General features: G+C 71.0%; 8 protein-coding genes and 2 pseudogenes. 5 read left to right on the plus strand and 5 right to left on the minus strand.

The genetic code is table 11. The features are described 5' to 3' along the window. Positions 1-299 precede the first annotated feature (299 nt). From OG395_RS45955 to OG395_RS45975, 5 genes and pseudogenes are all read left to right on the plus strand, one after another. Positions 300-1,464: pseudogene (locus OG395_RS45955) on the plus strand (IS701 family transposase). A 596-nt stretch (positions 1,465-2,060) separates the two neighbouring features. Next, positions 2,061-2,365, plus strand: a pseudogene (locus OG395_RS45960) (SDR family oxidoreductase); the annotation flags it as partial. A 102-nt stretch (positions 2,366-2,467) separates the two neighbouring features. After that, positions 2,468-3,355 carry an oxygenase MpaB family protein gene (locus OG395_RS45965; protein WP_327249674.1) on the plus strand — a complete coding sequence of 296 codons (888 nt, stop codon included), beginning with the start codon at positions 2,468-2,470 and terminating at the stop codon, positions 3,353-3,355. Between the two features lie 27 nt (positions 3,356-3,382). After that, positions 3,383-5,671, plus strand: coding sequence for a serine/threonine-protein kinase (locus tag OG395_RS45970; RefSeq protein ID WP_327248226.1), 2,289 nt, complete (start codon positions 3,383-3,385; stop codon positions 5,669-5,671). Positions 5,672-5,732: 61 nt separating this feature from the next. Beyond that, positions 5,733-7,277, plus strand: coding sequence for a phytoene desaturase family protein (locus OG395_RS45975; RefSeq protein WP_327248227.1), 1,545 nt, complete (start codon positions 5,733-5,735; stop codon positions 7,275-7,277). A 13-nt stretch (positions 7,278-7,290) separates the two neighbouring features. On the opposite strand, the gene OG395_RS45980 is transcribed toward OG395_RS45975, so the two are convergent. Genes OG395_RS45980 through OG395_RS46000 form a run of 5 tightly spaced genes read right to left on the minus strand, consistent with a single transcriptional unit; the run spans position 7,291 to position 13,540 of the window. After that, positions 7,291-8,265: an acetylxylan esterase gene (locus OG395_RS45980; RefSeq protein ID WP_376342042.1), complete on the minus strand. Its 975-nt coding sequence runs from the start codon at positions 8,263-8,265 to the stop codon at positions 7,291-7,293. A gap of 4 nt (positions 8,266-8,269) precedes the next feature. Further along, on the minus strand, positions 8,270-10,672 hold the full coding sequence (locus OG395_RS45985; RefSeq protein ID WP_327248228.1) for a polysaccharide lyase 8 family protein: 2,403 nt from the start codon (positions 10,670-10,672) through the stop codon (positions 8,270-8,272). A gap of 11 nt (positions 10,673-10,683) precedes the next feature. Next, positions 10,684-11,838: an SGNH/GDSL hydrolase family protein gene (locus OG395_RS45990; RefSeq protein WP_327248229.1), complete on the minus strand. Its 1,155-nt coding sequence runs from the start codon at positions 11,836-11,838 to the stop codon at positions 10,684-10,686. Next, positions 11,835-12,914: a right-handed parallel beta-helix repeat-containing protein gene (locus tag OG395_RS45995; RefSeq protein ID WP_327248230.1), complete on the minus strand. Its 1,080-nt coding sequence runs from the start codon at positions 12,912-12,914 to the stop codon at positions 11,835-11,837. The genes OG395_RS45990 and OG395_RS45995 overlap by 4 nt, the downstream gene beginning before the upstream one ends. Further along, complete coding sequence (locus OG395_RS46000) at positions 12,911-13,540, minus strand: hypothetical protein (RefSeq protein WP_266989528.1); 630 nt, start codon at positions 13,538-13,540, stop codon at positions 12,911-12,913. The genes OG395_RS45995 and OG395_RS46000 overlap by 4 nt, the downstream gene beginning before the upstream one ends. Position 13,541: the final 1 nt, after the last annotated feature.

Consider the following 13,541-nt stretch of genomic DNA (forward strand, 5'->3'; position numbering starts at 1 on the left):
GTCGAGATGGGTAGTTGGCACTACGTAGAAGGCGCGTAGTGCCAGGTCATGAGCAGGCGGAGCGGCGAAATGCTGGCGGTTGTCCATCACACCTTGCGCATGTCGGTGCTCCGCATTGGTGGCGCATGAGGACTTCGCCGTGGATCGTGCCGGACGACCTGTGGGAGCGGCTCGATCCGGTACTGCGGGGCTTCGACCATGGCTTGGGTGAAGGTTAGTACTGCAACCGCATGTGGCGTGACGGGTCGTCGTTTTGGTCGTTGGGCTGACTGTGTGATGAATCGCTGACGGTCGCGCAGATCGAGGACTGGTCCGATGGGATAGCCGGGCTTCATGCCCGGTTTGCGGGACGTTTTGGCCGGTCGGAGCCACGTGAGCGGGCGTTGGACTACCTGTCCACGTTGCTCGCGCCGCTGGAAAGGAAGAATGGGTGGACGCTGGCTGAGCAGGCTAGGCCAGCGTCGCCCGGACGGTTTCCAGCGGCTGCTGAACTTCGCCGACTGGGACGAGCACGCGGTCCGCGACGATGTGCGCGACTTCATCGTCGAGACGATCGGCAGCAAGGACGCGGTACTGATCGGGGACGACACCGGCTTCCTGAAGAAGGGCATCAAGTCGGCCGGGGTCCAGAGGCAGTACTCCGGAACGGCCGGGCGCACGGAGAACTGCCAGATCGGCACGTTCCTGGCCTACGCCTCCGCCGCAGGCCGGGCCTTGATCGACCGCGAGCTGTATATCCCTGTCTCCTGGACGGATGACAGGGAACGGTGCCGGGCGGCCGGGATCGGTGACGAGGTGCCCTTCGCCACGAAGATCGAGCACTTCAAGTGGATGCTGCAACGCGCGATCGACGCACGCGTCCCTTTCGCCTGGGTCACCGCGGATGAGGCATACGGCCAGGTCAAACACATGCGGGCCTGGCTGGAGGAACGACACGTCGCCTACGTCCTGGCCACCAAGGTCAACGACACCGTGCCCACCACCGGCGGCACGGACGCCGAGGTCCGCGACCTGGTCACCGCCGTGCCCCGGCAGGCATGGAAACGGATCTCCGCTGGTGCGGGCGCGCACGGCCAGCGGTTCTACGACTGGGCCCGGATCGCAATCCGCCCGGCATGGGAGGACGGCTTCGGGCACTGGGTCCTGGCCCGCCGCAGCATCAGCGACCCCACCGAGATCGCCTACTACGTCTGCTACGGCCCCGTCACCTCCCGGCTGAAAGACCTGGTCAGGACCGCTGGCGCACGTTGGCAGGTGGAGGAATGCTTCCAGATCGCCAAGGGCGAATGCGGCCTGGACCACTACCAGGTCCGTCTCTACCGGGCCTGGTACCGGCACATCACCCTGGCAATGGCCGCCCTCGCCTACCTGACCGCCATCCGCGCCGCAGAAGCCGCAAAAGGGGCAGCGGAAACGACGAGCAAGACCTCATACCCCTCAGCGTCCCGGAGATCCGCCGACTGATCGGGCACGTCGTCATCACGCCCCACTGCCATTCCAACGAGCACCGTCTGCACTGGTCACACTTCCGACGCCGCAGCCAAGCCCGAGCCCGCCGCTGCCACTACCAACGCCGAGGCCATGACCCCCACATGCGGTTGCAGTATTAGGGCTCGGACGGTCCCTCAGGGCCGGGGTCGGGTGCCGGGATCTCTCTCCGGAAGTCCTTGCACGTGATGGTGTCGGGGACGTGGGTACAAGGCTCACTCCTCGACACTGTTTAGGAACGGTTTGTCGAAGACGTTCTTGTCGGCCGTGTTCGGGCTGGTGGCCGACGACCCGACGGTCTCCCGTGTGATCGACATCTTCGCCACCGCGGGCGAGAACGCACTGACCGACGTCCGCACAGCCCGGTTCCGACATGGCGGGCGCGGTCACGAGCCACGTACCCGACGGCGTCTGGACGACCGGGACCGGCATACGGCCCTCTTTCGCCCAGGTCCACGCGGTCTGGTAGTGCACGCCGCTGCGCGCTGCCCACTCGGAAAGCTTCACAACATCAGGTTGTTCACTGAGGATGACGGATATCCGCTGAAAAAAAGTGGGAACTGTTGATCATCCTCTACAGCTCCAGCAAGAGAGCGGTGGAGACCTCGACCCGGGCCTGGACCGCCGAGTTCGGCCCGCCCGGCGTGCGGATCAACGCGATCTCGCCCGGCGTGGTGCGCACGCGCGCCCCGGACGAGACCGAGGCGCATGCGGCCGACATCATGATGAAGGCGCTCCGGCCGGCCGGGTCGGCAGCCCCGATGCCCTCGCGCGGGCGGCGGCGCACCTGGCCGGCGACGAGGTGGCGTTCGCCCACGGAACCGTGCGCGACGTCGACGGCGGCCGGGTCGGCGTCGCGGCCGTCGCCGGGGTGTGACCGAGCCGGAGCGGGGCCTGGAGCATCAGCCCGGTCACAGCGCATCCTGTGGGTGCAGACGCCATACGTACGTACGCGGCCGAGCGGGAGGTACGAGCAGTGATGGTGGAAGCCGACCCGGGGCTCTTCGGTCCCGAATCCGTCACCTGGCAGTTGCACGGCGACCCGATGATGTGGATCGCCGGGGTGCGTGCCCTCTACCTCCAGGCGTTGCACCCGCGCGCCGTCCGGGGCGTCATGCAGAACTCCGATTTCCGCAAGGACGCCTGGGGGCGGCTGATGCGTACCGCAGGCTTCGTCGGCACCATCACCTACGGCACCACCGAAGCCGCCGAGAAGGCGGGCGCCCGCGTCCGCCGGATCCACCGGCTGCTCAAGGCCACCGACCCGGCGACCGGCGAGACGTACGGCGTCGACGAACCGGAGCTGCTGCTCTGGGTGCACTGCGCCGAGGTCGACTCCTACCTCCAGGTGCAGCTCCGCTCCGGCCAGAGGCTCAGCGCCGCCCAGGCCGACCGTTACATCGACGAACACCGCACCAGCGCCCGCCTGGTGGGCCTCGATCCCGACGGCGTACCCGCGACCACCGCCCAGCTCGCCGCCTACTTCGACCGGGTGCGCCCCGAGCTCGCCGCAGGAGCCGAGGCGTTCGACGTCGACTCCTTCCTCCGCCGACCGCCCGTCCACGCCCTGTTGGTACCGGCGCGCGAACTCCTCTGGCGGCGCGTCGCAGCACTCGCCTACCAGTCCCTTCCCCCTTACGCCCATGAGCTCTACGGGAGGGCCGCGCCGCCCCCGCACGCCGTCGACCGGCGGCTGCGCGCCACCGGCACCGCCCTGCGCTGCATCCCCTCACGGCTGCGCTGGCAACTCCCGCCCGGCCACATTGTGAAGGCGATGGAACGACTCGGTCCCGGCAGCCGCCCCACCCCCTCCAAACTCCGCAGCCCGGCAGCCATACTGGACGGGCCGGGGAGGGCGCAGCAGTAGGCGAAGCGACGGGGGCGACAGCACGCGATGGCGGACACCAGGCTGATCCAGAGCCGGTACCGGCTGCTCGATCTGATCGGGCGCGGGGGCATGGGCGAGGTGTGGCGCGCCCGCGACGAGTCGCTGGGCCGTCACGTGGCCGTCAAATGTCTCAAGCCGGTGGGGCCCCAGCATGATCAGTCGTTCACCCGGATCCTGCGCGAACGGTTCCGTCGAGAGGCACGGGTGGCCGCCGCCCTCCAGCACCGCGGTGTCACCGTCGTCCATGACTTCGGCGAGTACGAAGGGGTCCTCTACCTGGTGATGGAGCTCCTCGACGGCCGCAACCTCAGCCAGCTCCTGGAGGACAACAAGCAGCATCCGCTGCCGGTCCCGGACGTCGTCGACATCGCCGAGCAGGTTGCCGACGCCCTCGGCTACACCCATCAGCAGGGCATCGTGCACCGCGACCTCAAGCCCGCCAACATCATGCGGCTGGCCGACGGCACGGTGAAGATCTGCGACTTCGGCATCGCCCGGCTCGGGCACGACATCGACTTCACCTCCCGCCTGACCGGTACGGGCATTGCCATGGGTACCCCGCACTACATGTCGCCCGAGCAGATCAGCGGTGGCCAGGTCGACCACCGCAGCGACCTCTACTCGCTGGGCTGCGTCCTCTACGAGATCGCCACAGGGGTTCCGCCCTTCGACCTCGATGACGCCTGGGCCGTTCTCGTCGGACACCGCGACACCCAGCCGGAACCGCTCCGCACCCACCGTGCCGAACTCCCCGGCTTCTTCGACCGCGTCGTCCTGGAGCTGCTGGCGAAGACCCCGGAGGAGCGGCCCGCAGACGCGGGCGACCTGCGGCAGCGGATCGCCGTAGGACGCACCGGCGAACAGCGGCATCTTCCGGCGTCCGGACCCCCACGGCCGTCGGGACGCGTCCGGCTCGCCCCGCCGGTCCCCGTCGTACGCCCGGGACAGCAGCCGCCCGACGGCGAACCCCGGCTACCATCCTGGACCCGGGGCATGACCACCGGACACAAGGCGTCCGGCGCCATGCAACTCGGTCTCGCCCCGCCCGACCACTCCGCGGGCCTGACCGGCGAGTGGACCACCGGCACCGACCTGAGGGCCCCGACTGCGGGGCTGCCGCCCGCCCGGCCCGAGCGGCCCACCCCCTCCCCGGAGCTCCTCTCCACTCTCGCCAACCGGCACAGCGCGGGCCTCAACCTGGGCCGGCTCGGTCACTGGGAGGAGGCCGGCGAGGTGCACCGCGCGGTCGCCGCCGAACGCGAGCACGCCCTCGGCCCCGACCACCCAGACACCCTCTCCAGCCGGTACGAGGTGGGGTTCACCCTCAGCCGCACCGGGCGCGCCGCCGACGCGCTACGCGAATTCGGGCGCGTCACCCAAGGCCGCGAACGGACTCTCGGCCCCGACCACCCGGAGACCCTCGCCGCCCGACAGGAGATGGCATACGTACTCGGCCAGCTCGGCCGTCACTTCGAAGCCCACCAGGTGTACGCCGCGGTGCTCGCCTCCAGGGAAAGGTCGATGGGCCCCGACCACCCCGACACCCTCCGCTGCCGCCACAACCTCGCGTTCAACCTCAGCAGGCTCGGGCGCCTGGAGGACTCGTACCGGATGTCCCGAGACGTGGCGCACGCCCGCACCCGGTTGCTCGGCGCGAGCCACCCCGACACCCTGGTCACCCTCTATGAGGTCGCGTACACCCTCGGCCAGTTGGGGCGCTGGACGGATGCCCTGCAGACCTACCGGGAAGTCGCTCAGGGTCGCGCGCGAACCCTCGGCGCCGACCACCCCGACACGCTTTCGGCCCGCTACGAGGTCGGCATCAGTCTCGGCCGACTCGGCCGCAGCGCGGAGGCCCTGGAGCTCTACCGCGCCCTCGTCGACGACCGGACCCGGGTGAACGGCCCCGCCGACCCCGAGACGCTCCGGGCCCGCCACGGCCTCGGCGTCAACCTGGGACGGCTGGCCCGCTGGGAGGAAGCGCTCACCGAAGCACGCGACGTGTGCGCCATGCGGGAACGGGTCCTGGGCCCCGACCACCCCGACACCCTCATCAGCCGCCGCGAGGTCGCGGTCGGCCTCGGCTGGCTCGGCCGCTGGGCCGAAGCCCTCACCGTCTACCGGGCGGTTGCCGAGGCCCGCGAACAGGTCCTCGGAGCCGATCACCCCGACGCGCTCGCCAGCCGCAACGACGAGGCGCACTGCCTCGAACAGCTCGGCCGGGGCACGGAGGCCGTCGAGCTGTACCGCAGGGTCGCGGCGCTGCGCCAGCAGCGGGGTGTGCCCCCGCACTGACTGTGGACCCCCCGGGCCACCGCCTCTGGCCAGTGGCGATCATCCTGTGTTAACAAGGGCCATGCCCGCACCTGACACCTATGACGCAGTGATCGTGGGCGGCGGCCACAACGGTCTGGTCGCCGCCGCCTACCTCGCCCGCGCAGGACAGTCCGTCCTGGTCCTCGAACGCCTCGGGACCACCGGGGGAGCGGCCGTCTCGACCCGTCCCTTCGACGGGATCGACGCACGGCTGTCGCGCTACTCCTATCTGGTGTCCCTGCTGCCACAGAAGATCGTCCGCGACCTGGGTCTGGACTTCGCCGTACGGAAGCGGACCGTCTCCTCGTACACCCCGACCGTCCGTGGCGGGCGAGCCACCGGACTGCTCGTCGGCGGGGACCGCACCCGGGAGTCCTTCGCCGCCCTCACCGGCGGGGAGCGCGAGTACGAGGCATGGCAGCGCTTCTACGGCATGACGCGGCAGGTCGCCGAGAGGGTCTTCCCGACCCTCACCGAACCGCTGCCCACCCGGGACGCGCTCCGCGACCGGATCGGGGACGCGGACGCCTGGCGCATGCTCTTCGAGGAGCCGATCGGCGCGGCCGTCGAGGAGAACTTCACCGACGATCTCGTGCGCGGCGTCGTGCTCACCGACGCGCTGATCGGTACCTTCGCCGACGCGCACGACCCGTCGCTGCTCCAGAACCGCTGCTTCCTCTACCACGTGATCGGCGGCGGCACGGGCGACTGGGACGTCCCCGTCGGCGGCATGGGTGCGCTCACCGACGCCCTCGCGCAGGCTGCCCGGACGGCGGGGGCCGAGATCCGGGTCCACCACGAGGCGACCCGGATCGAGACCGACGGGACACGGGCCGAGGTCACCGTCGGCACAGCCGAGGGCGAGCGGACGGTCGCCGCCCGCCGGGTCCTCGTCAACGCCTCGCCGCAGGCCCTGGCCGCACTTCTCGGCGACGAACCGCCGACTCCTGCCGAGGGCGCCCAGCTGAAGGTGAACATGCTGCTGCGCCGGCTGCCCCGGCTGCGCGACCGCTCCGTCGACCCTCGCCAGGCGTTCGCCGGGACGTTCCACATCGCGGAGGGGTACGGGCAGCTGGCCGACGCGTACCGGGACGCGGCTGCGGGCCGGCTGCCCACGGCCCCGCCGTCGGAGATCTACTGCCACTCGCTGACCGACCCGTCGATCCTCGGTCCCGACCTCGCCGCGCGCGGCTACCAGACCCTCACCCTCTTCGGTCTGCACACGCCCGCCCGGCTCTTCGCCGCGGACAACGAGGCGACGCGCGCCGCCCTCCTCAAGGCCACGCTCGCCGAATTCGACGCGCATCTCGACGAGCCGATCGCCGACTGTCTGGCCGTCGACGGGAACGGCGAACCGTGCATCGAGGCGAAGACCCCGCTCGACCTCGAGCAGGATCTGCGGCTGCCCGGCGGCCATATCTTCCACCGGGACCTCGCCTTCCCGTTCGCCATGGAGTCCACCGGCCGGTGGGGCGTCGAGACGGAACACGCCAACGTCCTGCTGTGCGGGGCGGGCGCGGTGCGCGGCGGCGGGGTCAGCGGGGTCCCCGGCCACAACGCCGCGATGGCGGCGCTGGGCCGGTGACCTGTTCCCGTGCCTACGGACCGAGGACGCCGCGCAGTGCGCCGAGCTTGCGCGGCAGGTCGTATTCCGCGCCGCCCTCGTGTCCGTTGTACGTGAACACCTCGATCTCGGCCGGACCCGCATAGCGGTGGTAGGCGGCGAACACCGTCGACGACGGGCAGATCTTGTCCATCAGCCCGACCGAGAACCACGCCGGAGCGGTCGCCCGTGCCGCGAAGTTGACCCCGTCGAAGTAGGACAGCGTCTCCATCGCCTCGTCGATCCGGAAGCGGTGCCCGGACAGCCAGCGGGCGATCTCCGCGTACGGGCCCGCGTCCGTGATCTGCGAGGCGCGCCGGTAGTGGCAGAGGAACGGCACGTCGGCGACAACCGCCACCACGTCGTCCCGCAGCCCGGCGGCGGCGAGGGCGAGCCCGCCGCCCTGGCTGCCGCCCAGCACCGCGACCCGCGACGCGTCGACGGCCTCATGGGCCTTGGCCGCGTCGACGGCCCGCACCGCGTCGGTGATCAGCCGCCGGTAGTAGTGGCGGTACGGATCCTCGATGCCGCGGGTGAGGAAGCCCGGGGACGAGGAGCCGTGGCCGTCGGGTCCGATGTCCGGGGTGTCCGCGGTGTTCTTGCCACCACCACCCTGTCCCCGGTTGTCCATGACCAGATGCGCGTAGCCGAGGGCGCTCCAGGTCAGCCAGGAGTACGGGATGCCCCGGCCGCCGTTGTAGCCGATGTACTGCACCACGGCGGGCAACGGGCCCGAGCGGACGCGCGGCAGCATCAGCCACGCCTTCACCGGCTGCCCGCCCCAGCCTCGGAAGGTCACGTCGAACACGTCGACGGTCGCGAACCCGGCGTCGTACGGGACGAACTCGGCGTCCAGGCCATGGCGGCCGGTCTCGGTGAGCGTCTTCGCCCAGAACGCGTCGAAGTCCGCGGGCTCCTCAGGCTCCGGCCGGTACTCGCGCAGCCGCTCCAGGGGCATGTCGAACAACAAGGGTCTAGCTCCTGTTCAGGGTGAGGGTGAGGGTTGCACCGTGGAGTTCAGCGGTGTCGGCCGTGATCCGGATGCCCCGGGCGGTGGACGCGGCGCTCACGCCGGGATCGGCGGAGACGACGGACAGACCGCGCCGGTCGAGATCCAGCACCACACCGGACCTGAGCTGGGTGGGATCGGACAGCGACACGGTCACCGTCTTCCCCTCGGGCCGCACCAGCACCGATGCCGGCCCGTCCGAGGTGAGGCCCTGCGCGGTGCCCGCGGTCCAGAAGTTCGCCGCGAACAGGCCGTCCGCGCAGCGGCGCACCGCGTGCACGGCCGTGGAGTCGGCGACCAGCTTCACCGGTGGCGCGGCCGACCACCGCCTGGTGCGTTCGGCGGATGCGCCGGGCGCCTGAAGCCAGAAGTAGCCGGCTCCGTCCGGCGCGGTTCCGTGGTCCTGCCACAGCGTCAGATACGGGCGGGTGACAGGGGTGTCGGTGCCGTACTTGAGGTTGATCTCGCGCCAGGTCGCGGTCCGGTCCTCGCGCACGCCATTGACCTGGGCGGGCTCGGGGAAGATGTAGCCACCGGTTCCGGCGAGATGCAGCCAGCGGACCCGGTCGAGCCGGTCCGACCAGCCCGCGTCGGCGGGTACGGCCGTGCCGTTGACGAGGAGGGCCGCCCGCGGGTCGCGCAGCTTCCGGTTCTCCACGACCGTCTCGGCGGTGCCCGCGTCGGCGGTGATGCCGGAGCCGACGCAGGCGATCACGTCGTCCAGGCAGAACCAGCTCTTGAGGCCGTGCAGCGAACTCCCGAACGCGCGCAGTTCCATGCCGTACGCACCGAGCGTCGTTCCGGGCAGCGCGGCGCCGCCCGCCCAGTCGGCCGTGCTGGTGGTGCGCTGGCCGGCCGCGTCGGCGGGGCGGCCGGCGAGGACGGTGGTGCCGGGCAGCCGGGTCGGGTCGACGGTCGGCCAGTAGTCCTCGCTGTAGTGCCCGAGGTCGTCGGTGTAGAGCAGGACCATGCCGTCGGAGAGGTGCCAGGCGTGCAGGTTCTCGTTCTGGATGGACTCGTAGTTGTAGATCCTCGTCGAGTACGCCGAGATGCCGAGTGCGAACGAGGGCCGGTGGTGGGCCGCCTTGTCCATCCGCGGGTGCTGCTTGTGGGCGACCAGTGGGCCGCGCGCCGGGACGGGCGAGGCGATGATCTGCCGGGCGGCGACGAGCGTCGCCAGGTCGGTCGCGGCGAGGAAGTCCCGGTAGGTGTCCTCGGCGATCCACTGCTTGACCAGGGCGGTGAACCGGTCGGCGGTCTCTCCGGGAAAGCTCGGAATCAGCCGCACCACCGCTTCGATCACCGTCTGCGCCGAGACGTGGCCCTGCTTGCTGGGGCGGGCGATCTCGCGCCCGCAGACGGACGCCATGACATCGCCGCGGGCGATGAGCGGGTCGAAACCGTCGTCGACCCAGTGCCGGACGTTGTCGAGATCGGGGTCGGTGACCGTCCATGCCGTACCGGCGAGCAGGTTCAGCAGCCGGGAGAGGTTGCTCAGGAGTTCCTTGCCGTAGCCACCGTTGTACGGGTGCTTGTAGTGCTGGAGGAACGAGCCGTCGGAGTAGAACCCCTCGCCGGTGCCCTCCGCGGCGGTGCTGGTGTCGTTGAACGCCAGCACACTGTTGGCGCCCGAACCCTCGACGTCCGACAGGGCGTCACGGACGCGGAGGAGATCGTCGCCGTTGTCGCGCAGCACCGCGTTGACAGCGACGACGGTGGAGATCCACACCCGATTGGCACCGGTCGCGATCTGCCGGTCGGCCCGCCACAGATTGGGGTCGGGCGTGTAGTGCCGGACTGCCGTGTTGATGAGGGTCAGCCGTTCCGTACCGAGCGCGTCGTACAGCAGGACGGTCGCGTCGTTGAGGGCGAGCGCGGAGCCGATCTCCCAGTCCCAGTCGTTGTCGAACCTGGTGTGCCCGGGGCCGTAGCGGTTCGTCAGCATCCAGTCGATGCCGGCCAGCAGCAGTTCGCGCAGTGCGGTGTCGCCGTACTGGGGAGTGCCGGGGACGGCCCACGCGGTCGCGACCGTGGCGAGGCGTTTGAACGACGTGGTGACGTGGTTGGAGAGCGTGGTGCTGGTCAGATCCGGGAACAGACCGTCGGGTCGGGTCGGGTCGAGGCCCTTGGCGGAGGTGGTCGCGGCTTTGCCGATCCGGGCCACCGTCGCCGCGATCTGCGGGTCCGTGAGGTCGAGTCCGTAGCCGCCGGTGAGCAGGGTGTGCCAGCGGGCGCGGAGCGCGGCGGCGCTGTCGGCGGCTTCCGCGGCGTGTGCCGTACCCGTGGTCGGGGTCAGGGGCAGCGCGGCGGCTGCGCCGAGCGCCGCCGCTCCCGTGAGAACGGTGCGTCGGGTGGTGCCTCGGTTCATGATGCGGGCCCTCACAGGAGGTGTCGTCGGTCGACGGCCGCGGCGAGCGCCGCATGGCCGGAGGGGTTGGGGTGCAGTCCGTCGCCGCTGTCGTGCGTGGGCAGCATTCGCGAGGGGCGGTCCGGGTCGCGGACCGCGGCGTCGAAGTCGACGACGGCGTCGAAGACCCGCCCCGTGCGCACGGCCGCGTTGATCCGCTGCCGGACCGCTTCGAGCTCGGGCGTCCAGCGGGTCCAGCCCTCGAACGGGGTGATGGTCGCGCCGACGGCCCGCAGCCCGGTGTTCCGGGCGCGCAGGACGAGCTGTCGGTAGCCGGCCAGGAGGAGTGCCGGGTCGGTCTGGCTGGGCGGCTGCTGAAGGTCGTTGACCCCGAGATGGACGAGGACGGTGCGCAGCCCCGGCAGCGACAGCACATCGCGGTCGAAGCGGGCCTGACCGCTCGGTCCGAACCGGGTGTCGTCGAGCAACACCCGGTTGCCGCTGATACCGAGATTGGCGACGGCGGATCCGGGCAGCCGTCGCGTAAGCTGGTCCGGCCAGCGCAGATCGGCGTCGTCGGGCGTGCCGACGCCCTCCGCGATGGAGTCGCCGAGCACCGCGATCACCGGCCCGTGTGCGCCCGTCACTTCGACGCCCGTCAGCAGGAACACGGAGGTCGTGCGGGTTCCGTCGACGCTGTGCGAGGCATGCGTGTTGCGGTGGAAGGAGAGCGGTCCCGTGGGCCCGGGCAGCCGGGTCTCCACGGTCAGCCGGGCTGCGTCGGGGGTACGGAGACCGGCGACCGGATCACTTGTCAGGGAGGCGCCCGCGGCGACCCAGGCCTGCCGCCGTCCGCCGAACGTCACCGGCTGCCCGCCCGCCGTCACCGGGCCGATCAGGACGGGTACGGTGCCGAACGCGTGCCCGTACCGCAGCCGGACCTGTCCGCCGGCCGACAGCCGCACGGTGGCGGTGAACGTCCCGTCGGTCAGTCCGGCGCTCGCCACGGCGTCGGTGGCGGTCGGCGCGGTCTGCGCGGTCGCCCAGGACGTCGTCCAGCGCGACCTGCCCACGCCGCTCCTCGGTGCCTCGGCGGCCTGCGCACCCGGCGCCGTCGCGGCCGCCGCGGCGAGCCCTGCCGCAGCTGCCGTCAGTACCCCGCGTCTCGCGGGTCCCCGGCCGGTCACCGGGGGCACGCACCCGTCGGGGCGTACTCGCTGCCATAGGTGCCGACCGCGTCGCCGCCGGTGTTCCCGCTCATCGTGTTGGTGCAGACCGGTCCCTGCGGGGTGCGCATGAACTTGATGCCGCCGCCCGCGTTGCCGGTGATGGTGTTGCCGTAGACGCTGGTGCCGATTCCGTCCGTGGCGGTGTCGCCACCGAGCCGGATGCCCGCGCCGACGTTGTCGTGAATGGTGTTGTAGCGGAAGATGTTGCCGCTGCCGCGCGCGTCGAGCCCCCCGGAGCTGGAGTCCTGCTGACCGCTGCAGTCGTTGTACTCCACATAGTTGTTGGTCGAGTTCTCCTTCACGTCGACGCACTCATTGCCCTGGGTGGCGATGGTGTTGTGGTGGATGCGGTTGTTCTTGCTGATGTCGGGGGCGGCGTCCGGGGCCCCGTTGGCGCCTTGCTGCTCGGGGGCCGTGCCGAGGTAGAATCCCTCACCGTTCTTGCCACCGCCGCCGAACTCGAAGTCGGCGACGCCGCAGTGGGTGATGGTGTTGCCCGAGATGTCGGCTCCGGTGACGAGATAGCGCACCCGCAGGCATTCGTCGGCGGCGTTCTTCAGCGTCATACCGGTGATGCGCAGCGCGCCCACACCATTGCCCGGAGTCGTGCTCATGACATATATGAGCTTGAGGCGGTACCCCGAGACATCGGTGGACGACCCGTGCAGCCCGTCCACGGTGAACCCGCTCAGTGTGGTCGAGTCGTGCTGCACCTGAATGATCCGGGCGTCCCCCGCCCCCTTCACCACGGCGGTCGAGGGGCCGGTGATCGTGACGCCGGAGCGCCTGGTCACCACGTCCTGCTTGTACGTACCGGCAGCGAGATTCACCACCGCGCCCGTGGGCGCCAGGTCCACGGCCTTCTGGATCGTGGCGAGCGGGGCACCTGCCGACGTGCCCGCGTTCGAGTCGTTGCCCGACGGCGACACGTAGTACGCGGTCGCCGCCTCCGCCGCGACGGACGGCGGCGGACAGGCGAGCGGAGCTGCCGCGGCGAGCGCGGCGACGAGAGTGGTGCGTAATACACGGCTCATGGGGTGTTCCTCCTGGGATCGGCGAAGGACAGAGCGAGCAGTACGGGAATGCTCGGGCCGAGAAGCAGCGGCCCCAGCGGTACGACGAGTGAGAGCAGCACGGCGGAGATCACCGCGCCGAGCAGTGCGGTGCCACGGGCGGCCGAGCCGAAGCCGAGCACCAGCGCACCGCGCGACCAGTCGCGGACGCGTCCGCGGGGCGTACGGCCCGCCTCGGCCGCCAGCGCCACATGGTGGATGACCGCTGCCGCCGCGATGCCCACCTGCGCGGCGAGCACCACGAACGTCCAGGGCTCCGAACGGCCCAGCAGGTGGACGATGTTGGCCGCGAGGACGAGCGCCGCGGCGGTGGACGCCAGGGAGTGCCGCCACAGCGCGCGCCAGTACTGCGGGAATGCGGTGAACACCTGCGTGAAGCAGCGGCTGTCGCCCTCCGCGCGCCACCGCTGGAGAGCGTGTCCCATCGCGGCGAGCGCGGGCAGCCAGGTCACGACGCCGAGCGACAGCACCGCGAACGCGGCCCCGGCAGCGGCCGGATAGGCCACGAACTCCAGCCGGCGCAGCAGTGTCGGCCAGCCGGACAGGGCGCCGGCCCGCGGCTTCCGGGTCGAGAGGGTTGCCTGCATG

The organism is Streptomyces sp. NBC_01320 (assembly GCF_035974375.1).
Taxonomy (GTDB): Bacteria; Actinomycetota; Actinomycetes; order Streptomycetales; family Streptomycetaceae; genus Streptomyces; species Streptomyces yanii.

What these genes read in the sequence shown, in the direction of transcription:
- OG395_RS46000 (WP_266989528.1), bottom strand. Translation starts at nt 13,540, where the DNA reads ATGCAGGCAACCCTCTCGACCCGGAAGCCGCGGGCCGGCGCCCTGTCC.
- OG395_RS45985 (WP_327248228.1), bottom strand. Translation starts at nt 10,672, where the DNA reads ATGAACCGAGGCACCACCCGACGCACCGTTCTCACGGGAGCGGCGGCG.
- OG395_RS45965 (WP_327249674.1), top strand. Translation starts at nt 2,468, where the DNA reads ATGGTGGAAGCCGACCCGGGGCTCTTCGGTCCCGAATCCGTCACCTGG.
- OG395_RS45995 (WP_327248230.1), bottom strand. Translation starts at nt 12,914, where the DNA reads ATGAGCCGTGTATTACGCACCACTCTCGTCGCCGCGCTCGCCGCGGCA.
- OG395_RS45970 (WP_327248226.1), top strand. Translation starts at nt 3,383, where the DNA reads ATGGCGGACACCAGGCTGATCCAGAGCCGGTACCGGCTGCTCGATCTG.
- OG395_RS45975 (WP_327248227.1), top strand. Translation starts at nt 5,733, where the DNA reads ATGCCCGCACCTGACACCTATGACGCAGTGATCGTGGGCGGCGGCCAC.